General features: G+C 61.2%; 20 protein-coding genes. 12 read left to right on the top strand and 8 right to left on the bottom strand.

Features of this window, described 5'->3' with window-relative positions; genetic code table 11:
- Nucleotides 1-105 precede the first annotated feature (105 nt).
- From A6U87_RS20945 to ccoN, 5 genes are read right to left on the bottom strand one after another with little or no spacing between them, the layout of a single operon-like run.
- Nucleotides 106-294, bottom strand: coding sequence for a hypothetical protein (locus tag A6U87_RS20945; RefSeq protein WP_065693224.1), 189 nt, complete (start codon nucleotides 292-294; stop codon nucleotides 106-108).
- Between the two features lie 10 nt (nucleotides 295-304).
- The gene (gene ccoP / locus A6U87_RS20940) at nucleotides 305-1168 is read right to left on the bottom strand and encodes a cytochrome-c oxidase, cbb3-type subunit III (protein WP_065693223.1); all 864 of its coding nucleotides are present in this window, start codon (nucleotides 1166-1168) and stop codon (nucleotides 305-307) included.
- A gap of 1 nt (nucleotide 1169) precedes the next feature.
- Nucleotides 1170-1322: a cbb3-type cytochrome c oxidase subunit 3 gene (locus tag A6U87_RS20935; RefSeq protein ID WP_065691373.1), complete on the bottom strand. Its 153-nt coding sequence runs from the start codon at nucleotides 1320-1322 to the stop codon at nucleotides 1170-1172.
- Between the two features lie 9 nt (nucleotides 1323-1331).
- Complete coding sequence (ccoO, locus tag A6U87_RS20930; protein WP_065693222.1) at nucleotides 1332-2066, bottom strand: cytochrome-c oxidase, cbb3-type subunit II; 735 nt, start codon at nucleotides 2064-2066, stop codon at nucleotides 1332-1334.
- A gap of 8 nt (nucleotides 2067-2074) precedes the next feature.
- Entirely contained in the window at nucleotides 2075-3697 is a 1623-nt protein-coding gene (gene ccoN / locus A6U87_RS20925) for a cytochrome-c oxidase, cbb3-type subunit I (RefSeq protein WP_065693221.1), read from the bottom strand.
- 316 nt (nucleotides 3698-4013) lie between these two features.
- Between ccoN and A6U87_RS20920 the strand changes: the two genes are divergently transcribed.
- Nucleotides 4014-4457: a pseudoazurin gene (locus tag A6U87_RS20920; protein WP_065693220.1), complete on the top strand. Its 444-nt coding sequence runs from the start codon at nucleotides 4014-4016 to the stop codon at nucleotides 4455-4457.
- A 623-nt stretch (nucleotides 4458-5080) separates the two neighbouring features.
- A complete protein-coding gene (locus A6U87_RS20915) occupies nucleotides 5081-8992 on the top strand; it encodes a hypothetical protein (RefSeq protein WP_065693219.1) in 3912 nt (1303 codons plus the stop codon).
- Nucleotides 8993-9108: 116 nt separating this feature from the next.
- Here the strand turns inward: A6U87_RS20915 and hisD are convergent, their stop codons facing one another.
- Complete coding sequence (hisD, locus tag A6U87_RS20910; protein ID WP_065693218.1) at nucleotides 9109-10413, bottom strand: histidinol dehydrogenase; 1305 nt, start codon at nucleotides 10411-10413, stop codon at nucleotides 9109-9111.
- A gap of 180 nt (nucleotides 10414-10593) precedes the next feature.
- Between hisD and A6U87_RS20905 the strand changes: the two genes are divergently transcribed.
- The 5 genes from A6U87_RS20905 to A6U87_RS20885 all read left to right on the top strand — a co-directional run bounded on the left by A6U87_RS20905 (nucleotide 10594) and on the right by A6U87_RS20885 (nucleotide 15411).
- Nucleotides 10594-11142 carry a cupin domain-containing protein gene (locus A6U87_RS20905; RefSeq protein WP_065693217.1) on the top strand — a complete coding sequence of 183 codons (549 nt, stop codon included), beginning with the start codon at nucleotides 10594-10596 and terminating at the stop codon, nucleotides 11140-11142.
- 119 nt (nucleotides 11143-11261) lie between these two features.
- Nucleotides 11262-12302, top strand: a complete 1041-nt coding sequence (locus A6U87_RS20900; RefSeq protein WP_141684019.1) for an ABC transporter substrate-binding protein — start codon at nucleotides 11262-11264, stop codon at nucleotides 12300-12302.
- Nucleotides 12303-12389: 87 nt separating this feature from the next.
- A complete protein-coding gene (locus A6U87_RS20895; RefSeq protein WP_065693216.1) occupies nucleotides 12390-13454 on the top strand; it encodes an ABC transporter ATP-binding protein in 1065 nt (354 codons plus the stop codon).
- The gene (locus A6U87_RS20890) at nucleotides 13451-14629 is read left to right on the top strand and encodes an ABC transporter permease (protein ID WP_141684017.1); all 1179 of its coding nucleotides are present in this window, start codon (nucleotides 13451-13453) and stop codon (nucleotides 14627-14629) included. The genes A6U87_RS20895 and A6U87_RS20890 overlap by 4 nt, the downstream gene beginning before the upstream one ends.
- Nucleotides 14626-15411, top strand: a complete 786-nt coding sequence (locus tag A6U87_RS20885; RefSeq protein WP_065693215.1) for an ABC transporter permease — start codon at nucleotides 14626-14628, stop codon at nucleotides 15409-15411. The genes A6U87_RS20890 and A6U87_RS20885 overlap by 4 nt, the downstream gene beginning before the upstream one ends.
- A 39-nt stretch (nucleotides 15412-15450) precedes the next feature.
- Here the strand turns inward: A6U87_RS20885 and A6U87_RS20880 are convergent, their stop codons facing one another.
- Nucleotides 15451-16470, bottom strand: a complete 1020-nt coding sequence (locus A6U87_RS20880) for a LacI family DNA-binding transcriptional regulator (RefSeq protein ID WP_065693214.1) — start codon at nucleotides 16468-16470, stop codon at nucleotides 15451-15453.
- 276 nt (nucleotides 16471-16746) lie between these two features.
- On the opposite strand from A6U87_RS20880, the gene A6U87_RS20875 reads away from it, so the two are divergent.
- The 5 genes from A6U87_RS20875 (at nucleotide 16747) to A6U87_RS20855 (ending at nucleotide 22388) form a co-directional block, all read left to right on the top strand.
- Entirely contained in the window at nucleotides 16747-17793 is a 1047-nt protein-coding gene (locus A6U87_RS20875; RefSeq protein ID WP_065693213.1) for a sugar ABC transporter substrate-binding protein, read from the top strand.
- 68 nt (nucleotides 17794-17861) lie between these two features.
- A complete protein-coding gene (locus A6U87_RS20870) occupies nucleotides 17862-18683 on the top strand; it encodes an ATP-binding cassette domain-containing protein (protein ID WP_198928735.1) in 822 nt (273 codons plus the stop codon).
- Entirely contained in the window at nucleotides 18680-19936 is a 1257-nt protein-coding gene (locus A6U87_RS20865) for a sugar ABC transporter permease (RefSeq protein WP_065693211.1), read from the top strand. The genes A6U87_RS20870 and A6U87_RS20865 overlap by 4 nt, the downstream gene beginning before the upstream one ends.
- A 25-nt stretch (nucleotides 19937-19961) precedes the next feature.
- On the top strand, nucleotides 19962-20690 hold the full coding sequence (locus tag A6U87_RS20860) for an SDR family oxidoreductase (protein ID WP_065693210.1): 729 nt from the start codon (nucleotides 19962-19964) through the stop codon (nucleotides 20688-20690).
- A gap of 60 nt (nucleotides 20691-20750) precedes the next feature.
- Nucleotides 20751-22388, top strand: coding sequence for an FGGY-family carbohydrate kinase (locus tag A6U87_RS20855; RefSeq protein WP_065693209.1), 1638 nt, complete (start codon nucleotides 20751-20753; stop codon nucleotides 22386-22388).
- Between the two features lies 1 nt (nucleotide 22389).
- Here the strand turns inward: A6U87_RS20855 and A6U87_RS20850 are convergent, their stop codons facing one another.
- Entirely contained in the window at nucleotides 22390-23844 is a 1455-nt protein-coding gene (locus tag A6U87_RS20850; protein WP_065693208.1) for a GntP family permease, read from the bottom strand.
- Nucleotides 23845-23847 lie beyond the last annotated feature (3 nt).

The raw sequence follows: 23847 nt of genomic DNA, 5'->3' as shown, positions 1-23847 counted from the left end.
TTCGCTGCAAGGCCCGGACAGGCAACAGGGCACAAGCCTCCGGAATGAAAGGGGGCCGTGCCTGCGAAGGCACGGCCCCGAAACATTCATTGGCACTATCCGTTTCTAACGGCTGGTCGGCTTCTGATCCTTGAGGCAATTCAAGCTGACGATCGAGCTGCCCATCTTGCCGGGATCTTCCTGCTCGCTCACCGGTGTCACGGTCTTGCTGGAGCGCGATGACACGCGCGAGTGAATGACGGAGCGAGGCGTGCCATAGAGCCCGAGGAGAGGGTTGTGATCATGGGTGCTCATCGGATCATCCTTACTGGCCGCCGCCGAGCGAATGAACGAAGACCGTGAGTTCCTTCACGACAGGCTCACCCAGGCGCCCGGCCCATGCGGGCATGACGCCGTGCTTGGGTGCCGAAACCTGGCGAATGATGGCATCTTCGCCGCTCCCCTTCAGCCATATCGCGTCAGCCAGGTTTGGCGCGCCCATATCGGCCTTGCCCTTCGCATCCTCGCCGTGACACGCGGCGCAGTTGTCGAGGAAGATCTGCTTGCCTGCTACCGCACGCGCGGCATCCGAGGGCGTGTTCGTCAGGCTCCAGACATAGGCGGCGACCTGTGCCGTCTGGGTGGAGTCCAGAATCTCCCCGAACGCCGGCATTTCGGATACGTGAGTGTCCGCGTCAGCGTCATAGCGGATGCCATGGGCAATGGTCTTCTGGATCGAGTCCAGATCGCCGCCCCAGAGCCAATCGTCATCGTTGAGGTTGGGGAAGCCAGCACCGCCCGTCGCGCCAGAGCCGTGGCATGGCGCACAGTTGACCTTGAAGGCCGACGCCCCGCCGGCGATCGCAAATTCACGCAATGCAGGATCGGCGTCGATCTCCTGCACGGTCCTTGCCGCGATCTGATCGTGGAACTTGATCTGCGCGACCTTCGCCTGGTCGAGGTCCTGTTGCAGTTCGGCACGGCTCGAAAAGCCAAGAAGCCCCTTGGTCGTATCCCTTATCATCGGGATGGACGGATAGGCGATTGCATAGGCGATAGCCCAGAGGATCGTCGCGTAGAACGTCCAGACCCACCACCGGGGCATCGGGTTGTTCAACTCCCTGATGCCGTCCCATTCGTGTCCGGTGGTCTCGACGCCGCTGATTTCATCAACATGCTTTTCCGACATCTCAATCATCCTTCAGGGGAATATCGGCGGCGTCCTTGGCCGTCTGCTTGCTGCCGGGACGGAGCGTAAAGACGATCGCGCCAACGAAAAACGCGGCCATTGCCAGAAGGCCCCAGCTGTCGGCGAAGTGCCGCATTGCGGTATAGGTTTCCATCAGATCACCTCATCGATAGCCGGTTGCGTCGTCGTAGGTCGAGAAATCGACCAGCGTGCCCAGCATCTGGAGGTAGGCGACAAGCGCATCCATCTCGGTCAGCTTCTGCGGGTCACCGTCGAAATCGCCCACTTTCGCCTTCGGGTATCGCTGGAGAAGAGCAGTGGTATCGGCGTTCGGATCGGCCTGCGCCTTCATGTCGGCTTCGGCATTGGCGAGCATGTCGTCGTTATAAGGCACACCGACATCCTCGTTTGCCTTGAGGTCCATGCCGACGTCTTTGACGGTGACGTCCTGTTCCTTCAGGAAGGCGTATTTGGGCATGATCGATTCCGGCACGACGGCTCTCGGATCCGAGAGATGCTGGACATGCCACTCGTTCGAATAACGGCCGCCAACGCGAGCAAGGTCGGGACCGGTTCGCTTGGAGCCCCACTGAAACGGATGGTCGTACATGGATTCCGCGGCAAGCGAATAGTGACCGTAGCGTTCCACTTCGTCGCGGAACGGGCGGATCATCTGGCTGTGGCAGACATAGCATCCTTCGCGGATGTAGATGTTGCGTCCCGCCAGTTCGAGAGGCGTGTAGGGACGCATGCCTTCGACCTTCTCGATGGTGTTCTGGAGATAGAACAGCGGAGCAATCTCGACGATGCCGCCGATGCTGACCACGAGCAGCGAGCCGACCAGAAGCAGCGTGGCGTTCTTCTCGAGGATATGATGTTTGTCTAGTATCGATGCCATGTCTCACCTCACTCGGCAGCTTGTGCCTGGGGCACATATGCGGTCGGAATAGCGGCTTCCGCGCGCTGGTGACCCTTGATCGTCATGAACACGTTCCAGGCCATGACGAGCCCGCCCGCCAGGTAGAGCGCCCCGCCCACCGTGCGCAGCACGTAGTAGGGGAACATGGCGGCGACAGTCTCGGCGAAGGAATAGACCAGGAAGCCCTGCGAATTGTATTCGCGCCACATCAGGCCCTGCTGGATGCCGGCGACCCAGAGAACGGCCGCATAGATCACGATGCCGAGCGTCGCGAGCCAGAAATGCCAGTTGACCATGCGCAGGCTGTAGAGGCGTTCGCGTCCCCAGAGCTTCGGCGTCAGGTAGTAGATTGCACCGAAGGTGATCATGCCTACCCATCCGAGCGCACCCGAGTGAACGTGGCCGATGGTCCATTCCGTGTAGTGGCTGAGCGAATTCACCGTCTTCACCGACATCATCGGGCCTTCGAAGGTCGACATGCCGTAGAATGCGATGGCGATGACCATCATGCGGATGATCGGATCGGTGCGGATCTTGTCCCACGCCCCCGACAGCGTCATCAGGCCGTTGATCATCCCGCCCCACGACGGCATCCACAGCATGACCGAGAAGACCATGCCGAGCGTCTGGGCCCAGTCCGGCAGCGCGGTGTAGTGCAGGTGATGCGGGCCTGCCCATATGTACATGAAGATCAGGGCCCAGAAGTGGATGATCGACAGACGGTACGAATAGACAGGGCGGTTCGCCTGCTTCGGCACGAAGTAGTACATCATGCCGAGGAACCCGGCGGTCAGGAAGAAGCCGACGGCGTTATGGCCGTACCACCACTGCGTCAGCGCATCCTGGACGCCTGAGAACACCGAATAGCTCTTCGAACCCAGGAAGGAGACCGGGACTGCCAGGTTGTTCACCACATGCAGCATGGCGATCGTCACGATGAAGGCGAGATAGAACCAGTTCGCGACGTAGATGTGCGGTTCCTTGCGCTTCAGGATCGTGCCCAGATACACCGCGAGATAGGCGACCCAGACGACCGTGAGCCAGAGATCCACGTACCATTCCGGTTCCGCATATTCACGGCCCTGCGAGATGCCGAGGAGATAGCCGGTGGCCGCCATGACGATGAACAGCTGGTAGCCCCAGAACACGAACCAGGCCAGACTGCCGCCGAAGAGGCGGGCACGGCATGTGCGCTGGACCACGTAGAAGGACGTCATGATCAGCGCGTTGCCGCCGAATGCGAAGATGACGGCCGAGGTGTGGACCGGGCGCAAGCGGCCGAAATTGAACCAGGGCGCGATGTTCAGGTCGGGACATGCCAGCTGGGCGGCGACGACCACTCCGACAAGGAAGCCGACGACACCCCAGAAGACCGTGGCGATGAGGCCATACCGGATCACCTCGTCGAAATACCCTGATGTATCGACCTTGGCGTGACGCGCCGCCGGCGAGAAATCCACTCTCCTGAGCAGCAGCACCGTGCCGGCCACGAGGCAGAAGCACAGTATGGCCATATGGACCGCGAAAAGATGGTCATGCGCGTAGCCCGCCCCCAGCAAAGCCAGGAACGCGGCCGCAGCGACCACGATTGTTTCGGTTGAATAATTCATATTGTCGTCCCCAGTGCGTAGACCACCGCGGCGCGGCCGGTTCTGTCGTACTTGGGATGAGGACTGTCACGGACAGCGATCCTGCTCCTTGATCTACATCAAGGACCTAGCTGCTTTGACAGGAATGGCTCGACCGCGCGCCCGAGTCGCGTGTACGCGACCGATCGGATTGAGCCAGTCAACATGTCGATCGTGTCGCAGTACACGGGGCGGGGGCATTTCTCGTAAGTTTGACAGACATCAAAGAACGCCGATTCGTCACGTCCTAGAAGGAGCGCCGGGGTCAGTTCGACCTCAGGAAACAGGAGATATACACATGCGTTTGAAATTCGGTCTGCTCGCTGTCACGGCAGCGCTGGTTGCTTCGGCAGCACCATCGATGGCTGCAGACCACCAGATTCAGATGCTCAACAAGGGCGCCGATGGCGCGATGGTATTCGAGCCGGGCTTCGTCAAGATCGCCCCCGGCGACACGATCACCTTCGTCCCGACCGACAAGAGCCACAATGTCGAAACCTTCAAGGGTCTGATTCCCGACGGCGCACCCGAATTCAAATCCAAGCCGAGCGAACAGTATCAGGCCAAGTTCGACCTGCCCGGCGCCTACGTCGTCAAATGCACGCCGCATGCGGCAATGGGCATGGTCGCGCTGATCCAGGTGGGCGACGCGTCCGCCAACCTCGACGCGGTCAAGGCTGCAAAGATACCGAATCTCGCTCGCAAGCGTCTGGACGCAGAGCTTGCGCAAGTGGCGCAATAGTCAACCGTATAACTGCGAGGGCGCGTCCAAGCGCCTTCGCGTAAATTGGCTCTTCTACGTCAGCGGCGGCCGACCGCCGCCTTTAAATTGCAGGAGGCGTGAGGCAGCGGACGCCTGAAGACAGGCGGGTTTCCTCAATCCGAGTTCCATCGGTCTGCGCATGTCTGAAATCTCGCCCCTAATCTTAATGTTTCGTTAAGATTTCAACATCCGGTGATTGTGTTTCTGCTTTGTAACAGGCGCGCGTGGAGGCTTGCGCTGGGGATGCCACATTCCATAGTTCGACTGTCCGGTAAAGGTCGATCGAATCATCGGACGCATGCAACATGACGTTGCATCGGGTCGACGGCAGGTTTGAGTTCCGTCCCCATAAATCAATTGTCCAGCGTAGCGCTCCGAGCGCGGTATCAGTCATTTCCACTGTGCGGATGATCCGCAACGTTATCCCAAACCATGAGCGATGGTCGCGAAGCTTTTGCTGTCGCTGTCTAATCGACTGTGAACGGGGCACGCGCGCCTGCACGGCAGGCGCTGCGACCGTGGGGTGAGCTGCTTACCCGGCGCAACGCGATCCAATCGCATTTCCGAATGACCAATCTTTACTCTTTGACATAGGCGCCTTCATGACTTCGATCGTATCTTCCCTGACTGTCACGGCTATCCGATCGCTTTCGAGCGCGCAGATCGCCGCATGGACGACCGAAGACGTCGCAGCACTTTCGACAGCGCAGATCAAAGCGCTCTCGTCAACGCAGATTTCGGCCCTCGAAACGGAAGATCTCGGCGCCTTTTCCAGCGTGCAGCTCGGTGCGATATCGGCGACATCGATTGTCGGCCTCACGGCAAGCCAACTCGCCATTCTGTCGGCCGCAAGCATTGAGAGCCTCTCCGCAAGCCAGGTCAAGGCGTTCAGCGCAAGCCAGCTCGGCTCCCTGACGGCCACCCAGGTAGAGGCTTTGACGGCAAGCCAGATCGCGGGACTGAGTTCCGGTCAGATTGCGTCGCTGACAGGCGCGGACCTCGCGACATTCCTGCCGGAAGAGATCGCTGCGATCAGCACAGCCGCGATTTCCGGTCTGTCCACGAGCGCTCTGGCCGCGTTGAGCGCCGAGCAGGTGGCGGCGCTGAAGACCAATCAGGTCGCTGCGTTGAAGACGAGCCAGATTGCGGCGCTGTCGTCCGCCCAGGTGGGCGCGCTGACGACCTCGCAGGTAGCGACACTCAGCGCCATACAGGTCAAGGCGCTCACAACCGACAGCGTCTCGGGTCTTACCTCCACGCAGATCGCGGCGCTCAGCAGCAAGTCGATGTTCGGCTTGACGACGTCGCAGATCGGAGCCCTGTCTCTCGACCAGGCGGAAGCCTTCACGGTCACTCAGATCGCGGTGCTTAGCGCTGCGCAGGTTTCCGCGTTCGGGTCGGCCAACCTGGCCACATTCCTTCCGAGCGAAATCGCTGCGATCAGCACGACTGCGCTCAGTGGGCTTGCGCCAAGTGTCGTTGCAGCACTCGATGCCGATCAGCTTGCAGCGCTGAAGACCAATCAGATTGCTGCCCTGAAGACCAGCCAGATCGCCGCCCTGTCTTCTGAACAGGTTACCGGGCTGACGACGTCACAGATTGCCGCGCTCAGCTCCACTCAGGTCAAGGCGCTGTCCAGCGATACCCTGTCGGGCTTTGCCTCGGAGCAGATCGCGGCGTTGAGCACAAAGGCCATCTCGGGGCTGACTGTCTCGCAGATTGGAGCGCTCTCCGCCGAACAGGCCGAAGCCTTTACGACGGCGCAGGTCGCGGTTCTCGGTGCCACGCAGATCGCTGCCTTCGGTACTCAAGGCCTGTCGACATTCCTTCCGAGCGAAGTTGCCGCCATCAGCACGACCGCGCTCAGCGGACTTGCTCCGACTGTTCTGGCTGCTCTTGATGCCGATCAGCTTGCGGCGTTGAAGACCAACCAGATCGCAGCGTTGAAGACCAGCCAGATCGCGGCACTTTCCTCCGATCAGATCGGTGCACTGACGACCTCGCAGGTCGCCGCGCTGACGGCGACCCAGGTAAACGCGCTGACCTCGGATAGTCTTGCTGGCCTCTCTGCTTCGCAGATTTCGGCGCTGAGCACAAAAGCCGTCACGGGGCTGACCGCGTCACAGATTGCCGGCCTGTCTGTTGCCCAGGCGGAGGCCTTGACGACGCAGCTCGTCGCAGCCCTGACCGTCAGCCAGATTACGGCGCTGACGCCGGACGACCTCGCAACGTTTCTGCCGGAAGAGATTGCCGCGATCAGCACGGCGGCGATCTCCGGTCTTACCTCAAGCGGTCTGGCGGCGCTCAGTGCGGAGCAGGTGGCAGCCCTCAAGACCGCTCAGATCGCGGCCCTGAAAACCAGCCAGATCGCTGCGCTCGCGTCCGGCCAGATTGCCACGCTGACGACATCGCAGATCGCCGCCTTGAGCGCCACCCAGCTCAATGCAGTCAGTGCTGAAACCATCTCGGGTTTGACGCCCGATCAGGTTGCTGCCCTGACGACGAAGGCAATCGCCGGGCTCGCGACATCGCAGATTGCCGCCTTGTCCGTCGATCAGGCCGAAGCGCTTACGGCCTCCCAGATTGCCGCTTTCAGCAGCACCCAGATCGCAGCGTTCAGTCTCGAGGATCTGGCAACATTTCTGCCCAGCGAGCTTGCCTCCATCAGCACGACCGCGCTGGCGGGACTGGCACCAGATGTCGTGGCCTCCTTTGGCGGCGACCAGCTGGCGGCACTCAAGACCAATCAGATCGCGGCGCTGACCTCGAGCCAGATTGCGGCGCTTGTTTCAAGCCAACTGCAGAGCTTGAGCCTGGAACAGGTTGCGGCATTGAATGCCAGCCAGATCCAGTCTTTGGCTAGCGAAACGATCGGTTCGCTTTCTACGCTCCAGATCGCCGCGCTGAGCTCAAAGGGCATTTCAGGCCTTACCACCGGCCAGATCGCCAGCCTGTCCACGGATCAGGTCGCGGCCCTGAGCGCCACCCAGATCGCGAGCTTCAGCGCGACGCAGATCTCGGCGCTGACCACCGGCGAGCTCGCGAATTTCTCCCAGGACAAGATCGCGGCGATCACTGCCGCCGCCATCGCGGGACTTACGACGGATGACATCGCGGTCCTCAGCGTCGATCAGATCGGTGCTTTCAGCACCTCCCAGATCGCCGCTCTCGGTTTGGCCCAGGCTGGAACACTGACGCCGCAGCAGGTCGCGGCCTTGACGACAGACCAGGTCGCGGCGCTGAGCGCGACGGCACTGTCGGGGATGCAAATACCCGCCCTTCTTTCTCTCACCGACGCCCAGATCGGCGCACTGAGCTCGAAGGCCATCTCTGGTCTTGGCTCGCTGCAGGTCTCTGCGTTGTCCACGTCGCAGATCAATGCGTTCACCACGGCGCAGCTGGGGGCCTTGAACGCGAGCCAGGTCAGCGCGTTGTCGACATCGATTGTCGGGCAAATGTCGCCGGAGAAGCTTAGCGCCATTGCCTCGGCCGCCGTCTCCGGGTTGGCGGTAACCACCGTCAGCGCTCTGAGCACGGCTCAGATCGGCGCGTTGACGACCGCTCAGGTCGCAAGCCTGACTGCGGCCCAGCTGGGCGCCTTTACGACGGAACAGATGGCGGCTGCGACGACGTCGCAGATTGCAGCTCTGAGTTCGACGGCGGTGTCGGTGCTGTCGAGCACTCAGATCGCGGCCCTCTCCGAAAGCCAGATTGCGGCGATCAGCACAAAGTCGATCGCCGGTCTGTCGACCTCGCAGGTTGCGGTGTTGTCCACGGCTCAGGCCGAAGCTTTGAACGCATCCCAGGTCGGTGCGTTGAGTTCGACGCAAATTGCCGCCTTCACGACCGCCGATCTCGCAACCTTCTCGACCGGCGACATCGCAGCCATCAGTTCCTCAAGTATTTCCGGGCTTTCCACGAGTGCAATCCATTCGTTGAGCACTGGTCAGGTTGCGGCATTGACGAGCAGCCAGGTCTCCGCGCTGAGCTATCTGCAGGTCAAGGCGTTGTCCGGAGATCAGATCGCGTCGCTGACCACCGGCCAGATCGGTTCTTTGAACGCCCTGCAGGTCGCGGCGTTGGCCACAAGCGACATAGCAGCGCTTACCACGGGTCAGGTGGCGGCACTCAAGGCGAAAACGATTGCGGGACTGACAAACTCTCAGATTGCCAGCCTCACGACGGACCAGATCAAGGCGATGACCTCGTCACAGATCGCCGGCCTGACGACCACACAATTTGCGGCCATGAGCACGGCGCAGGTCGAAGCCCTGACCCCTTCTCAAGTTGCCAGCATGAGTTCGTCGCAGATCGCCGCGTTGAGCGCTGATGCCGTCGCCACATTTTCCCTCGAGGACATCGCCTCGATCGCGACGACGGCAATTTCGGGGCTGACGACCAAAGACATTGCCAGCCTGTCGACCGCCCAGCTCGAGGTGATTACGTCCGCGCAGGTGGACTCGATGGATGCCACACAAATTGCCGCGATCGTGCAGGCCTATCAGGCGTTCTGACCCGGCACAGCTGGGTTGCGCCTGCCTGTTCGGTGAGGCAGACCAGAAACGTAAAAGGCCATCCGGTCTTAGGACCGGATGGCCGCGCCGCTCCAGAAAGGAGAGGCAGTTTTAGGTCAGCGTGTGGCCGCGGCGAGTTGCTCGGCGGTCAGGCGAAGTGCCGCAGCGCGGCGATGGCCTTCGAGCTTCTCGGTCGCGCTCTGGCGAACCGCGGCTGGTGCCACTGCTGCGACGCCACGTTCGTCGAGCCACTGGTGTGTCGCGATCTTCACGTAGGAGCCGACCCAGAGGCCACCGGTATAGCGGCCAGCCGCCATCGTCGGCAGGGTGTGGTTGGTACCGCAGCACTTGTCGGAGTAAACCACGCTGGCCAGTTCGCCGATGAAGAGCGAACCATAGTTGCGAAGTTTCTTGGCCGTTGCCTGGGGATCGCGTGTGTGGACTTGCAGGTGCTCGGTGGCGATATAGTCGGAATAGGCAATCATCGAGGCTTCGTCTTCGACGACGGTGATTTCACCGTAGTCCTTCCAGGCGACCCCTGCGACCGGCGCCGTCGGGAGATCCTCGAGTTGCTTTTCGACTTCGACCAGTACGGCCTCGGCGAGCTTGCGATCGGTGGTCACCAGACCAACGCGCGTGCGCACGTCATGTTCTGCCTGTGCCAGAAGGTCGGTGGCGATCGTTGCAGCCTTTCCGGTTTCATCGGCGACGATGAAGATTTCACTCGGGCCGGCGAGCTGGTCGATGCCAACTTGGCCGAAGACCTGTCGCTTGGCTTCGTTGACGAAGGCGTTGCCGGGTCCGACGATCTTGTCGACGGCTGGAATCGTCTCTGTGCCATAAGCCATGGCGGCGATGGCCTGTGCGCCACCGACGCGGAAGATACGGTCTGCCCCCGCGAGGTGGCAGCCCGCGATCATCGCCGGATGAGCGTTCGGCGGAAGGCAGGCGATTACCTGGTCACAGCCAGCGACCTTTGCCGGAACGATCGTCATGACAGGAGCCGATAGCAACGGATAGCGGCCGCCCGGAACGTAGCAGCCCACGATCTCGATCGGGATGACACGATGGCCGAGGTGAAGACCAGGGAGCGTCTCGACCTCAAGCGGAAGGATGGTCTTGAGCTGAGCTTCAGCAAACGTCCGCACGTTGGCGATCGCGAACTCGGTGTCTGCGCGGGTTTGCGGCGCGAGGTCCGCAACGGCCTTCAGCTTCTCTTCTTCCGTGACTTCGAACGCGGAGACGTCGGCCTTGTCGAATGCAACGGAGTATTCGCGAACGGCTGCGTCGCCACGTTCGCGAACGTTGGCGATGATGTCCTTGACCGTCTTCTCGATGGAAGCGGTGTCCGAAACGGCATCACGCTTCGGTTCCTTGATCTGAATGAACTTGCCTTTGAGGGCGTCGAGCCGCGATGTCATGAAGGGTCTCCTATGTGCGTGCTGGCAAGGAGCATCATCCACTCTCGGCGGTCCGACAATTGCTCACTGGACACCTGTCTAGTATTATCACCAACGCGAGTCCGTTGCCGCAATCAGCGATAGGCGGCCGGGATCTGGAGTGTCATGCTGCGCGCCTGATCGAGACAGAGAGGGACGTGCATGCCGAAGATTGGTGCCAAACTGCGTGAGCTGCGTCGCCGACGCGACTTGGGCGTAAGGGAGCTGGCGGCCCGCTCCGGGATCTCCCATTCAACGATCTCGTTGATCGAGCGCGATCGGATGAGTCCCTCGGTCGACACACTGAGCGCTGTGCTCGAGGCGCTCGGAACCACTTTGCCCGGCTTCTTCTCCGACCTTCAGTCGAGCCTGCCTTATACCCCGTTCTACACGTCGCAAGATCTCGTTGAGATAGGGAAAGTGGACACGATTTCATATCGGGTCATCGGACTCGATCATCCGAACCGGCAACTCCTGATGCTGCATGAGACTTATGCGGTGGGAGCGGATTCGGGGGAAGCGTTCGCGCATGCGGCGCAAGAGGCGGGGATGGTACTTTCAGGTGCGGTTGAGGTCACGGTGGGGGGGCAGCAAAAAGTGCTTCGACCAGGCGACGGATACTATTTCGACAGCCGCTTGCCGCATCGCTTCCGTAACGTGCATGACGGCAAAAGCGAGATCCTCAGCGCCATCACGCCGCCGACGTATTGAGACGCGACTGGAGCAGTTAACCGACGGTGAGAATAGTCACCACTGTCCGCCGCCTGCCTTCCAAAACAGTCAAAACGTGGTTTCCTACTCGATATCCAATTCCAAAATGGGGAACGTCGATGAAACTCTTGAAAGTATCTCTTATTGCATCTTCCGTCTTGATGAGCGGCATGCTCGGCGCTCAGGCGCGTGACCTTACAGTGGTATCGTGGGGCGGAAATTTCCAGGACGCGCAGCGAAAGATCTTCTTTGAAACCTTCTCGAAGGAATCCGGCAAGCCCGTTCTTGATGAAAGCTGGGAGGGCGGCTACGGCGTTCTCCAGGCAAAGGTGAAGGCCGGAACGCCGAACTGGGATGCGGTTGAAGTCGAATCCGAGGAACTGGCTCTCGGATGCGCCGACGGCATCTACGAGAAGATTGACTGGCAGAAGATGGGCGGCAAGGAAACCTTTCTTCCTGCAGCCGTGAGCGATTGCGGCGTGGGTAACATCGTCTGGTCGACCGGCCTTTCCTATGATGCCGACAAGCTGAAGGAAGCGCCGCAGACCTGGGCCGACTTCTGGGACACGAAGAAGTTTCCGGGCAAGCGCGGCCTCCGCAAGGGCCCCAAATACGCCCTCGAATTCGCCCTGATGGCCGATGGTGTTCCGGCTGACGAAGTCTACAAGGTTCTGAGTGCGGAAGGCGGCGTTGATCGCGCGTTCAAGAAGCTCGATGAACTGAAGAGCAATATCGTCTGGTGGGATGCCGGCGCGCAGCCCCTCCAGCTGCTGTCCTCCGGCCAGGTTGTCATGACGGCTGCCTATAACGGCCGTATCAGCGGCATCAACCGTTCCGAGGGCAAGCATTTCGGCTTCGTTTTCCCGGGCAGCGTCTATGCAATCGACTCCTGGGTGGTCCTGAAGGATGCGCCGAACAAGGATGCAGCGATGGATTTCATCGCATTCGCCAGCAAGGCTGAAAACCAGGCGAAGCTTCCTGAGTTCATTGCCTACGGTCTGCCCAACCTCGGCGCATCCAAGCTTGTTCCTGAGCAGTACCGCAAGGAACTGCCGACCAGCGAAGAAAACCTGAAGGGTGCAATTGCTCTGGACGTTGACTTCTGGACCGACAACTCCGAGGAACTGACCCAGCGCTTCAATGCCTGGCTCGGTCAGTAACTTTCGAATTGGGGCCTCCTTGTGAGGCCCCATTACATCGAGCTGCAACGCAAAGCGCAGCGCGAACAGGAATGAGAGTGGGCCTTGATGAGCAACGCCTTTATTAATTTCGACAAAGTAAGCAAGTCTTTCGGCATCGTGACGGTTGTCGACGATCTGGATCTTTCCATCGCAAAGGGTGAGTTCGTCAGCATGCTCGGCCCGTCGGGTTCCGGCAAGACGACGTTGCTTATGATGTTGGCGGGCTTTGAGAAGCCTTCAAGCGGCGCAATTTCTGTCGCCGGCAAGCGCGTTGACGGTTTGCCGCCATATAAGCGGAACATGGGCGTCGTCTTTCAGAACTATGCTCTCTTCCCGCACATGACGGTCGCTGAGAACGTGGCCTTTCCTTTGAAGATGAGAGGCGTTTCCCGCGCTGAGATCGCCGAACGTGTCGGCAAGGCTCTCGACATGGTGCAGCTCGGCGTCTTCCAGGATCGGCGCCCGATCCAGCTGTCCGGCGGGCAGCAGCAGCGCGTCGCACTCGCGCGTGCGCTGGTCTTCGAGCCCGAAGTCGTTCTGATGGACGAACCGCTTGGGGCGCTCGACAAGAAACTTCGCGAGCAGATGCAGCTCGATATTCGCGATCTTCACCGTCGCCTGGGGCTTACCATCGTCTTCGTGACCCATGATCAGACGGAAGCGCTGACGATGTCCGACCGCATCGCCATCTTCAATCACGGAAAAATCGAGCAGATCGGCACACCGGCGCAGATCTACGACAGTCCCCGGACGCAGTTCGTTGCGGAATTTATCGGCGAGACAAACCTGGTTGCCGGCGTGGTGCACAAGGCGACCGATGGTTTGCTGAGCGTGCGCCTCGATGGGGGAGCGACGATCGATGTTCGGGCGTCCGCACCGGTTGAACCAGGCAAGCAGGTCAAGCTGTCGATCAGGCCCGAACGCATCGAGGTCAACTCCGCGACGCCAGCCGCCAATCGCCTCAAGGCTTCGGTTTCCGACATTGTTTATCACGGCGATCACCTGCAGCTTCGCGTACGGTCCGAGGGCAAGGATTTCATCGTGAAAGCCGACCGAAAGGCAGCCCCGCCGGAGCTGGGCGACCAGGTCGTTGCGTCCTTCTCGCCAGAGCAATGCTGGATCGTTGCATGAGAGAGGGCCAGTTAGCAAAACACGCGACATCATTGCTGCTGGTCGCGCCATTGGCACTCTTCCTGGTGTTCTTTTTCATCGCGCCGCTCTTCACCATGATGAAGTCGGCGGTTTCCGACCCGGTTGCATCGCGCGCATTGCCAACCGTGACGTCCGCGCTCAAGGACTGGGACCGCGCGAGTGTTCCGTCCGCCGATGCTCAACGAGCCTTTGCCGCTGATATTCGCGGCATCACGGATGACGAGCTTTTCGGGGACCTGGTACGCCGCCTGAACAGCGCGAAGTCCGGCTTTCGAACGCTGATGAGCAAGACACGCACTGCGGTAAAATCCGACGAGACCCTCGCAGACCTCGTGTCCATCGATTCCCGGTGGAATGATCCTGCGTTCTGGATCGCGGTTCAGGATGCGGCCGGCTCGCCGATCACCGACAGGAACCTGCTCGCGGCTGTCGATCTGACCCGCGATGCAAGCGGCGCTATCGCCAGCATGCCCGAGGGCGCATCGGCCAACCGGGAAACGCTCATTCGAACACTGATTACATCGGCAATGGTCACCGTTGCCTGCATTCTACTCGGGCTGCCTTTCGCCATGGTCGCCGCGTCGGTCAGCGGATGGCAGCGTCAGCTTTTGCTTGGTGCCGTTCTTTTGCCGCTGTGGACGTCGTTGCTTGTCCGCACGGCGGCTTGGTTCATCCTCCTGCAGGATAACGGATTGATCAACGCGTCGCTGCAGGCGATCGGCCTCACCAGTGGCCCGATCCCGCTCATTTTCAATCGTGTCGGCGTTGTGATTGCCATGACCCACGTGCTGTTGCCGTTCATGGTTCTTCCGATTTTCAGCGTGCTGATCGGCATCCCGAAGAATTTGATGCCCGCCGCTGCATCCCTGGGGGCGAACCCGATACGCGCATTCCTGCGGGTTCTGCTGCCGCTGTCGATGCGAGGCGTGGTCTCCGGCTCACTGCTGGTCTTCATGAGTGCTCTTGGCTACTACATCACCCCGGCGCTCATTGGCGGCGCGAAGGACCAGATGATCAGCTCGGTCATCGCCTACTACGCCACTGGCGCAGCTAACTGGGGTATGGCGGGTGCGCTCGGATTGGTGCTGCTGCTCGCAACGATCATCCTCTACGTCGTCTATCTCCGACTGTCTTCAGAGGAGGCGCGGGCATGAAGCCGTTGGCAATCTCGAAAGCCGCTTTTGCAATCTTCGTCGTCTTCTTTCTGCTGGCACCGCTGATCGCCATTCTGCCGCTGGCGTTTACGAACAGCGTCTTCCTGAATTACCCGATTCCAAGCTACTCGACGCGGTGGTTCGAGGAGCTGTTCACTGCGGACGCCTGGCGCCGGTCGATTTTCAACAGTCTGGTGATCGGGGCAGGAACAACCGCCCTGGCGACCGTCCTCGGCACGATCGGCTCGCTGGGCCTTCGCGGGAAGCGTATTTCACTCGTCTTCGGTTTCATCCGCACCGTGTTTCTTCTTCCCATGGTCGTGCCGGCGGTGGTGCTCGGGGTCGGCATGCAGCTGATGTTTGCGCGCTATGGGCTTGCGAACACCTATATTGGCGTCATCATCGCGCACACTGTCTTGGCTGTTCCGTTTGTCGTCGTGAACGTAACGGCTTCCTTGCAGGGCATCGACCGGCGCCTTGAACATGCTGCGGCAAGCATGGGGGCTGCGCCGCATGTCGTGCTCAGAACGGTCACGTTGCCGCTGGCGCTCCCCGGGATCATCTCGGGCGCTGTCTTTGCGTTCGCAACCTCGCTCGACGAGGTCGTCCTGACGCTCTTTGTGGCAGGGCCCAACCAGCGCACGCTTGCACGGCAGATGTTTTCGACGATCCGCGAGAACATCAGTCCAGCCATCGCGGCGGCCGCCTTCGTCTTCATTCTGGGGACGGTCATTATCGCCGCGCTGGCAAACGTTTGGCGCAGAAGAGCGCAAAACGCCTGACGGCGCGCCCAGCATTGCGCCGGGCGTACCTGTCTCCCATCAGTTCTGGCTGAGGAACAGAGGCGGGATTTCGATGCGTTCGACTTTGCTCGACCCGTGGTCGATGATGCCGAAAACAGCGTTGAGCATTCCTGGCACGTCCTGGCGTACCATTTCGATGTCATCGCCGAGCATGGCCGCGAACGGGTCCCAGTCGAAGCAACCCATGACCGGCGGGCGCCCATCGTAGTGGTGGGATCGCTTGATCCAGCGCATGACCCCTTCGAAGGAAATGGTCGAGTTGACGAACATGCCCCGGGTCAGGTTTCCTTCCTGTTGCGCAAGCGCCTGTAGCGCGATCTCGGCTTTCTCAGGCGCGTAGCCGCATGTGAGGATATGGTTGTCATCAACGGCCAGCCCCATATCGGCGTGCGCGGCGCGGAAACCGCGGACGCGCTCTGAGGTGTTGTGGTCGCTGCCGCGTCCGCCGACGAAGAGCAGTGGCTCGACGCGGCCGAGCTTGCGCTCGCAATTGGCAAGTACGCGCCGGGTCAGTTCCCGGGCGCCGGCAAAATTATCCGAGATGACAGATGGAGCGCGCGATCCGGGAAGGTCGAGATTGAGGCTGCGGACGCCTGATGCCGCGCAGAGGTCGGTGATACGGTCGGGGTCGGTGGCGCCGGTCGAAACCAGCCATTCGACCTGGTACGAGAGCATGGTCCGTGCGGCCTCTATCTCGAGCTCTGGATCACGGCGCGTACAGGTGATGATCGGGAACAATCCGCGCTCTCGCGCCATGTTTTCGAAGGCCTCCACGATCGAACCGAAGTAGCGGTTGTCGTACTTGGGCACGATCATGCCGATGATCTTGGACTTCTCGCGCCGCAGGAGGCTCGCCTGCATATTGAGCGCGTAGCCCTGTTCTTCCGCCAGCCGGGTGATCCTCTCCGCCAGCTGGCTGCTGATCCGGCGCTTCTTCCAATTGCCATTCAAAACCGCGCTGACCGCGCTTGCCGATGTGCCGGCAAGTTCAGCCAGATCATAGATCGTCGTCTTTTTTGTCTGCTTGGGTTGATTCACGAATGCGTGCCTCCATGTCGAACGTAGCTTGACATCATTGGGCTAAGGTGGCAATTGTTGCTTCATCGATTGAGCAGGGTTGCGCAATCGATGAAGTTGGTTGACTTGGGAGAGTCAACCGGGCGGTGTCCGGGTGGATCCAATGTCATTGGCCGTACGATGCGAATCGATATCGGGCGATGAATGCGTGTCTGGTTCGAGAAGAACGGGGCAGGTAGCTTGGAACGAACCGGAGGGCGTCTCTCGATAGAGCATGTGCTCAATAAGGAGGAGAGAATGAAGTATCGTACTATGTTGCTGGCAACGTCTGCAGCCGTTGCCATGTTTGCCGGCGCGGCCTACGCTCAGGAAGCGGCGACCGTTGCATTCCTGATGCCCGACCAAGCATCGACGCGCTATGAAAAGCACGACTTTCCTGGCTTCAAGGCCGAGATGGAAAAGCTCTGCGCCAGCTGCACCGTTATCTACCAGAACGCCAATGCCGATGCTGCCCTACAGCAGCAGCAGTTCAACTCGGTGATTGCCCAGGGTGCGAAGGTCATCGTGCTTGATCCGGTCGATTCCGCGGCCGCAGCCGGCCTCGTTGAAATCGCACATTCGCAGGACGTCAAGGTTATCGCCTATGACCGTCCGATCCCGGACAAGGCAGCCGACTACTACGTATCCTTCGATAACGAAGGTATCGGCTACGCGATCGCGAAGTCGCTGGTCGACCACCTGAAGGCAGGCGGCGTTGCCGAGGGTTCGGGCGTGCTGCAGATCAATGGTTCTCCGACAGACGCAGCCGCTGGCCTGATCCGCGACGGTATCCATCGCGGCCTGAAGGATTCCGGCTACAAGACGCTGGCGGAATTCGACACGCCGGAATGGGCGCCGCCGAAGGCTCAGGAATGGGCAGCCGGCCAGATCACGCGCTTCGGCGATCAGATCAAGGGTATCGTTGCAGCCAATGACGGCACTGGTGGCGGCGCCATCGCGGCCTTGAAGGCTGCCGGCGTCAAGCCGGTTCCGCCGGTAACGGGCAACGACGCGACGATCGCGGCCCTGCAGCTGATCATCTCCGGTGACCAGTACAACACGATCTCCAAGCCTTCCGAGATCGTGGCGGCAGCAGCTGCCAACGTCGCCGTCCAGCTGGCCAAGGGGGCGACCCCGGCGCCGAAGACGACGCTCTACAACACCCCATCCGAGCTCTTCATCCCGGCCGTCGTAACAGCCGAGAACATCAAGGCTGAAATCTTCGACAAGAAGATCCAGACGCCTGAGGAAGTTTGCACCGGCGAATACGCCGACGGTTGCAAGAAGCTCGGCATCACCCAGTAATACCTCCCAAGGTGTCCGGTCGGTCGTTTCCGGCCGGGCACATCTCTATTTGCAAAGGGCGTTCAGCCATGGTGCGAGAAATCAGTGCTATGCCGGAAAAGGGCAGTGCCATTCTGCGGCTCAGCCGCATTTCCAAAAATTTCGGGGCCGTGTCGGCGCTGACCGACATCGACCTCGAGGTGCATGCCGGCGAGGTTGTCGCCCTGGTTGGCGACAACGGCGCGGGCAAGTCCACCCTCGTCAAGGTCCTTGCGGGCGTGTATCAGCCCTCGTCGGGCACGATCGAGTTCTGTGGCCAACAGGTCTCTCTCGACAGTCCGAGCCGGGCGCTCGAGCTTGGCATCGCGACGGTCTTCCAGGATCTGGCGCTTTGCGAAAACCTCGATGTCGTTGCCAATCTTTTCCTGGGTCACGAGCTGTCTCCATGGAGCCTCGACGAAGTGGCCATGGAAGTGCGTGCGTGGACCCTCCTCAAGGAGCTTGCCGCACGTATTCCCTCCGTTCGTCAGCCCATCGCATCGCTCTCCGGCGGTCAGCGCCAGACGGTCGCCATCGCGCGCTCCCTGTTGCTCAACCCGAAGATTATCATGCTGGATGAGCCGACGGCCGCCCTTGGTGTCGCCCAGACCGCCGAAGTCCTCAACCTGATCGAACGTGTCCGCGAACGCGGGCTCGGGGTCATCATCATCAGTCACAACATGGAAGACGTACGCGCTGTCGCCGACCGGATCGTGGTTCTGCGCCTTGGCCGCAACAATGGGATCTTCAGCCCTGACGCCTCCAACCAGGAACTCGTTGCGTCGATTACCGGTGCGACCGAGAATTCCGTATCCCGCCGCCTTGATCGCAAGGCTGGCCAGCACAACGATTTGAGCGGGGGTGCCGCATGACCCAGAAAATCTCCGAAACACCCCAGGGCCAGGCCCTGGATCGCAGCGACGTGCGTGTAAAGCACAATGACGGCATCGCCGACATGCTGCATGCGTTCATCGATCGTGTCCGTTCCGGCGATCTGGGAATGCTGCCTGTCGCCGTCGGCCTGATCGTCATCTCGACCGTCTTCAGCATCCTGAACCCGATCTTCCTGGCGCCGAACAACCTGGTGAACCTCCTGTTCGATTGCGCCACCGTCGGCATCATTTCGCTCGGTATTGTCTGTGTGCTGCTGCTCGGCGAGATCGATCTTTCCGTTGGCTCGATGAGTGGTCTGGCATCGGCCATCATCGGCGTTCTCTGGGTCAATACCGGCTGGCCGATCGCAGCCGCGATCTTTGCTGCGCTGGCAAGCGGCGCCGCCGTCGGCGCGCTCTACGCGGTCATGTATAATCGCCTTGGCATGCCGAGCTTCGTTGCGACGCTTGCCGGTCTGCTCGCCCTTCTCGGTTTGCAGCTCTACATTCTCGGCCCGACCGGCAGCATCAACCTGCCTTATGCCTCGCCGCTCGTTCGTTTCGGCCAGATCATGGTCATGCCGCACTGGGCTTCGCATCTGCTGGCGCTGTTGCCGGGTCTTGTGATGGTCGTGGTCGGCGTCATCACGCGCCGCCGCCGTCAGGCTGTCAATCTGTCGTCTCAGCCGCTTGGTGCCCTCGTGGTCAAGGCGCTGGTGTTGACCGTCGCCCTGGAGTTCGCGGCCTACTATCTCAACCTCGGTCGCGGCGTTCCGTGGATGTTCGGCCTGCTCGTCGCGTTGGTCGTCATTCTGAACTACGCGCTGACCAAGACGAAGTGGGGCCGGTCGCTGTTTGCCGTCGGCGGTAATCGTGAGGCTGCCCGCCGCTCCGGTATCAATGTCCGCCGCATTTATCTCAGCGCCTTCATGCTCTGCTCGACGCTGGCAACCCTCGGCGGCATCCTGTCGGCAGCCCGCCTGGCGTCTTCCAGCCAGCAGGCAGGCACCGGCGACGTCAACCTCAACGCCATCGCGGCGGCGGTTATCGGCGGAACCAGCCTGTTTGGCGGTCGCGGCAGCGCTTACTCCGCGCTGCTGGGCATCATCGTCATCCAGGCGATTTCGAACGGCCTGACGCTTCTCAATCTCAGCTCGTCGCTGCGCTACATGATCACCGGTGCGGTTCTCGCGATCGCCGTTATCGTCGACTCGCTTGCTCGCCGGTCCCGTGTCAGCCACGGTCGCGCCTAACATCATATTCCAGGAGAATTACGCTATGGCTGAACTCATGAAGGGCAAGGTTGCCGCCATCACCGGTGCCGCTTCCGGTATCGGGCTTGAATGCGCCCGCACGCTGCTTGCCGAAGGTGCAACCGTCGTCCTCATCGATCGGGCGAAGGACAAGCTTGATGCGCTTTGCCGCGAACTCGGTGACCGTGCCAAGCCGCTCGTCGTTGATCTGCTCGCTCCAGAGGAAGTCTCCGGCATCCTGCCGCGCATTCTCGAACTGGCAGGCCGGCTGGATATCTTCCATGCCAATGCCGGCGCCTATATCGGCGGTGCCGTGGCTGAAGGCGATCCGAATGCCTGGGATCGGATGCTCAACCTCAACATCAATGCGGCGTTCCGGTCGGTCCACGCCGTCCTGCCGCACATGATCGCGCAGAAGTCGGGCGATATCCTGTTCACCAGCTCGATCGCCGGCGTCGTGCCCGTCGTCTGGGAGCCGATCTACACGGCATCGAAGTTTGCGGTACAGGCGTTCGTTCATTCAACCCGCCGCCAGGTCGCGCAGCATGGCGTGCGCGTGGGCGCAGTTCTGCCGGGGCCCGTGGTCACGGCACTGCTCGACGACTGGCCGAAGGCGAAGATGGAAGAGGCCCTGGCCAACGGCAGCCTGATGCAGCCGAAGGAAGTGGCTGAAGCCGTCCTGTTCATGCTGTCGCGGCCGCGCAATGTCACCATCCGCGATCTCGTCATACTACCGAACAGCGTCGATCTGTAAGACCGGCCAATCGGCTGCAAGCCGATTCCTGATTCAAAGACATAAGAAGAGCCAAAGACCATGAGCACCACACCGAACACGGCAGCGCCGAAGGGCGCGCGCCACGTCATCGGCGTCGATGTCGGCACCGGAAGCGCCCGCGCGGGCCTGTTCGACCTTGATGGTCGCATGCTTGCCGTCGCAAAGCGGGATATCTCGCTGTTTCGCGAAGCCGGGGCCATGGTCGAGCAATCGAGCACCGAAATCTGGGATGCGGTGTGCTCGATTGTTCGCGAAGCCGTGTCGGTTGCCGGTGTCGATCCGGCGTCCGTCATCGGTCTGGGATTTGATGCGACCTGCTCGCTCGTCGTTCTCGGCGAGGTTGGCAAGCCGCTGCCCGTCGGGCCGTCGGAAGACCCGAACCGCGATATTATCGTCTGGATGGATCACCGTGCCGTTGCTCAGGCCGAACGTATCAATGAGCTTGGCCATGATGTCCTGCAGTACGTCGGCGGGCGCATCTCCCCTGAGATGGAAACGCCGAAGCTGCTGTGGCTGAAAGAGAACCGGCCGCAGATCTTCGATGCTGCCTGGCAGTTCTTCGACCTTGCCGATTATCTCACCTGGCGCTCGACCGGGGCGCTCGCTCGCTCCACCTGCACAGTGACCTGCAAGTGGACCTATCTGGCGCATGAAGAGCGCTGGGATCCGTCCTATTTCCGCAAGATCGGCCTTGGGGCGCTTGCTGATGAGGGCTTCGCGCGGATCGGAACGGAGATCGTCGAGCCAGGCACGACCTTGGGGAACGGACTGACAGAGGCTGCTGCCGCAGCCATGGGCCTGAAAGCAGGGACGGCGGTTGCGGCTGGCATGATCGATGCGCATGCAGGCGGCATCGGAACGGTGGGCATTGGTGGCCAACCTCAGCGCAACCTCGCCTATGTCTTCGGTACATCGTCCTGCACCATGACCTCGACGCCGGAGCCTGTCTTTGTGCCGGGCGTATGGGGCCCTTACTACTCGGCGATGGTTCCCGGCATGTGGTTGAACGAAGGCGGGCAAAGCGCGGCCGGCGCCGCCATCGACCAGCTTCTGTCGTTCCATCCGGCGGCGGCGGAGGCGGCGGCACGCGCCGCGGAGCGACGTGTCCCGCTGCCGGTCCTGCTTGCGGACGCGGCCGCCGAAAAGGTCAACGACCTGTCGGACGCCGTGCGGCTCGCGGCAGGTCTCCACGTCGTTCCGGAGTTTCTCGGCAACCGCGCTCCGTTCGCGGACCCGCATGCGCGTGCGGTCATTGCCGGCCTCGGCATGGAGCGCGACTTCGACAACCTAGTCGCGCTCTATGTGGCCGGCGTCTGCGGGATCGGCTACGGCCTCAAGCAGATTATCGAAACTCAGGCAACGGCCGGCGCCCATATCGAGCAGGTCGTGATCAGCGGCGGGGCGGGGCAACACGATTTTGTTCGGCAAATCCTCACTGATGCCTGCGGCAAGCCCGTCGTGGCACCGACGTCGGACGAACCTGTCCTGCTCGGCTCGGCGATCCTTGGCGCGGTCGCAGCCGGCGCCTTTTCCGATGTCGGCTCTGCAATGAGCAGCCTCTCCGGCGCTGCCGGCACTCACACGCCCGTTGGCGGCGCCTTGGCTGAAATCCACAACAAGCGCTACGAGGCTTTCAATGATCTGCAGGCCGCTTGCCGCCGGATCCGGGATTTCTAGATCAGAATGATCCGAACATGCTTCCGAGGATGATGACCGCTGTGAGCGCAACGAGCGCTCCGGCGATCGCCACCACGGCGAGATCGGGATAACCATCCCTGTGCGAGACACCGCAGACGGCCAGAAGCGTAACGACTGCGCCGTTGTGCGGCAGGCTGTCGAGCGTGCCTGCCCCGATCACCGCGACCCGGTGCATCAGTTCCGGGTTGAGGCCGATTTGTGATGCAATCTGCATGTAGGTCGGTCCGAGTGCGTCCAGGGCGATCGTCAGGCCGCCGGAGGCAGATCCTGTCAGTGCAGCGAGGATGTTGGTTGCGATCGCGAGCGAAACGAGCGGTCCGCCTTCAATATTGAGTACCCAGCTTTTCACCTGCTCGAATGCCGGCAGGCCGGCGACGACTGCGCCGAAACCGACCAGGCTCGCGACGCTGAGGATCGGCAGGACTGCCGCATTGGCGCCGGCGTCCATGATCCCTCTGAGGCCGGGAAGGTTGCGAACGTTCGTCACCAGCAGGGTGACAATTCCTGCCGCCAGCGCCACGATGACCGACCAGACGCCCGCAACGGCGGAAAGCGAGGTTGCTCCCCAGGTTGCCTCCGCCAGGAAGCTGGCATTCATGCGAGGCAAGACGACAAATGACATTAGCAGATTGACGATCACGACCGCCACCAGGGGAAGCGCTGCGATCCCGGCGGAGGGGGAAGTGGTGGCGTGGCCGCCGCGCTCCATCTCGCTTGGATCAAACTCGTGAGCCGCAGCGCCCCGTTCGCGTATTGTCTCGTCGCGGGAAATGGCCTCCGTAGCGCTCGCTCCGCTGTAATTGTAGCCTTCACCCGCACGCACCGCTCCGCCTTGTGCCCTAGTCAGCCACCACATGCCGAAGCCCAGCATGATCACCGAGGCAATGATACCGAGCCCCGGAGCGGCAAAGGGCCCCGTCCCGAAAAACGGCATCGGGATCGCGTTCTGGATCGCCGGCGTACCCGGCATCGCCGACATGGTGAATGTCGAGGTTCCGAGTGCGATAGCCGCCGGCATCAGCCGTTGGGGAATATCGGCGGCCTTGAAGAGCGCGTGGCCCATGGGCGCAAGCACGAAGAAGGCGACAAACAGGCTGACGCCACCATAGGTGACGAGGGCGCCGGCCAATACAACGGCGAGGATCGCCCGCTTGGTCCCAAGTCGCTCCGTCATTGCCGAGGCAATCGCGCTCACCGAGCCAGTCGCCTCCATGAGTTTTCCAAACAGCGCACCAAGCAGGAAGATCGGGAAGAACTGGGCGACGAAATCCGCCGCGTTGCGCATGAAGGTCTGCGTCCAGTTGGCCAGCAGCGGCTGACCGGCCAGGAGTGCCGCGAGTATCGCGCAGAAGGGCGCGAGGAGCAGGATGCTCCAGCCGCGATAGGCGAGCCACACGAGAATGCCGAGAGCAAGAAGAACGCCGACAATATCCATGGT

Origin of the sequence: Rhizobium sp. AC44/96, from assembly GCF_001692185.1 — a bacterium.
Lineage (GTDB): Bacteria > Pseudomonadota > Alphaproteobacteria > Rhizobiales > Rhizobiaceae > Rhizobium.
Note: the sequence above shows the minus strand (reverse complement) of the source record. Positions and strands in the feature narration are given on the sequence as shown.

Excerpts from the sequence above, each read along its gene's own strand:
- A6U87_RS20875 (WP_065693213.1), top strand. The coding sequence starts at position 16,747 with ATGAAGTATCGTACTATGTTGCTGGCAACGTCTGCAGCCGTTGCCATG.
- hisD (WP_065693218.1), bottom strand. The coding sequence starts at position 10,413 with ATGACATCGCGGCTCGACGCCCTCAAAGGCAAGTTCATTCAGATCAAG.
- A6U87_RS20900 (WP_141684019.1), top strand. The coding sequence starts at position 11,262 with ATGAAACTCTTGAAAGTATCTCTTATTGCATCTTCCGTCTTGATGAGC.
- A6U87_RS20860 (WP_065693210.1), top strand. The coding sequence starts at position 19,962 with ATGGCTGAACTCATGAAGGGCAAGGTTGCCGCCATCACCGGTGCCGCT.
- A6U87_RS20870 (WP_198928735.1), top strand. The coding sequence starts at position 17,862 with ATGGTGCGAGAAATCAGTGCTATGCCGGAAAAGGGCAGTGCCATTCTG.
- A6U87_RS20855 (WP_065693209.1), top strand. The coding sequence starts at position 20,751 with ATGAGCACCACACCGAACACGGCAGCGCCGAAGGGCGCGCGCCACGTC.
- A6U87_RS20920 (WP_065693220.1), top strand. The coding sequence starts at position 4,014 with ATGCGTTTGAAATTCGGTCTGCTCGCTGTCACGGCAGCGCTGGTTGCT.
- ccoO (WP_065693222.1), bottom strand. The coding sequence starts at position 2,066 with ATGGCATCGATACTAGACAAACATCATATCCTCGAGAAGAACGCCACG.
- A6U87_RS20895 (WP_065693216.1), top strand. The coding sequence starts at position 12,390 with ATGAGCAACGCCTTTATTAATTTCGACAAAGTAAGCAAGTCTTTCGGC.
- A6U87_RS20885 (WP_065693215.1), top strand. The coding sequence starts at position 14,626 with ATGAAGCCGTTGGCAATCTCGAAAGCCGCTTTTGCAATCTTCGTCGTC.
- A6U87_RS20945 (WP_065693224.1), bottom strand. The coding sequence starts at position 294 with ATGAGCACCCATGATCACAACCCTCTCCTCGGGCTCTATGGCACGCCT.
- A6U87_RS20865 (WP_065693211.1), top strand. The coding sequence starts at position 18,680 with ATGACCCAGAAAATCTCCGAAACACCCCAGGGCCAGGCCCTGGATCGC.
- A6U87_RS20935 (WP_065691373.1), bottom strand. The coding sequence starts at position 1,322 with ATGGAAACCTATACCGCAATGCGGCACTTCGCCGACAGCTGGGGCCTT.
- A6U87_RS20915 (WP_065693219.1), top strand. The coding sequence starts at position 5,081 with ATGACTTCGATCGTATCTTCCCTGACTGTCACGGCTATCCGATCGCTT.
- A6U87_RS20905 (WP_065693217.1), top strand. The coding sequence starts at position 10,594 with ATGCCGAAGATTGGTGCCAAACTGCGTGAGCTGCGTCGCCGACGCGAC.
- A6U87_RS20890 (WP_141684017.1), top strand. The coding sequence starts at position 13,451 with ATGAGAGAGGGCCAGTTAGCAAAACACGCGACATCATTGCTGCTGGTC.
- ccoN (WP_065693221.1), bottom strand. The coding sequence starts at position 3,697 with ATGAATTATTCAACCGAAACAATCGTGGTCGCTGCGGCCGCGTTCCTG.
- A6U87_RS20850 (WP_065693208.1), bottom strand. The coding sequence starts at position 23,844 with ATGGATATTGTCGGCGTTCTTCTTGCTCTCGGCATTCTCGTGTGGCTC.
- ccoP (WP_065693223.1), bottom strand. The coding sequence starts at position 1,168 with ATGTCGGAAAAGCATGTTGATGAAATCAGCGGCGTCGAGACCACCGGA.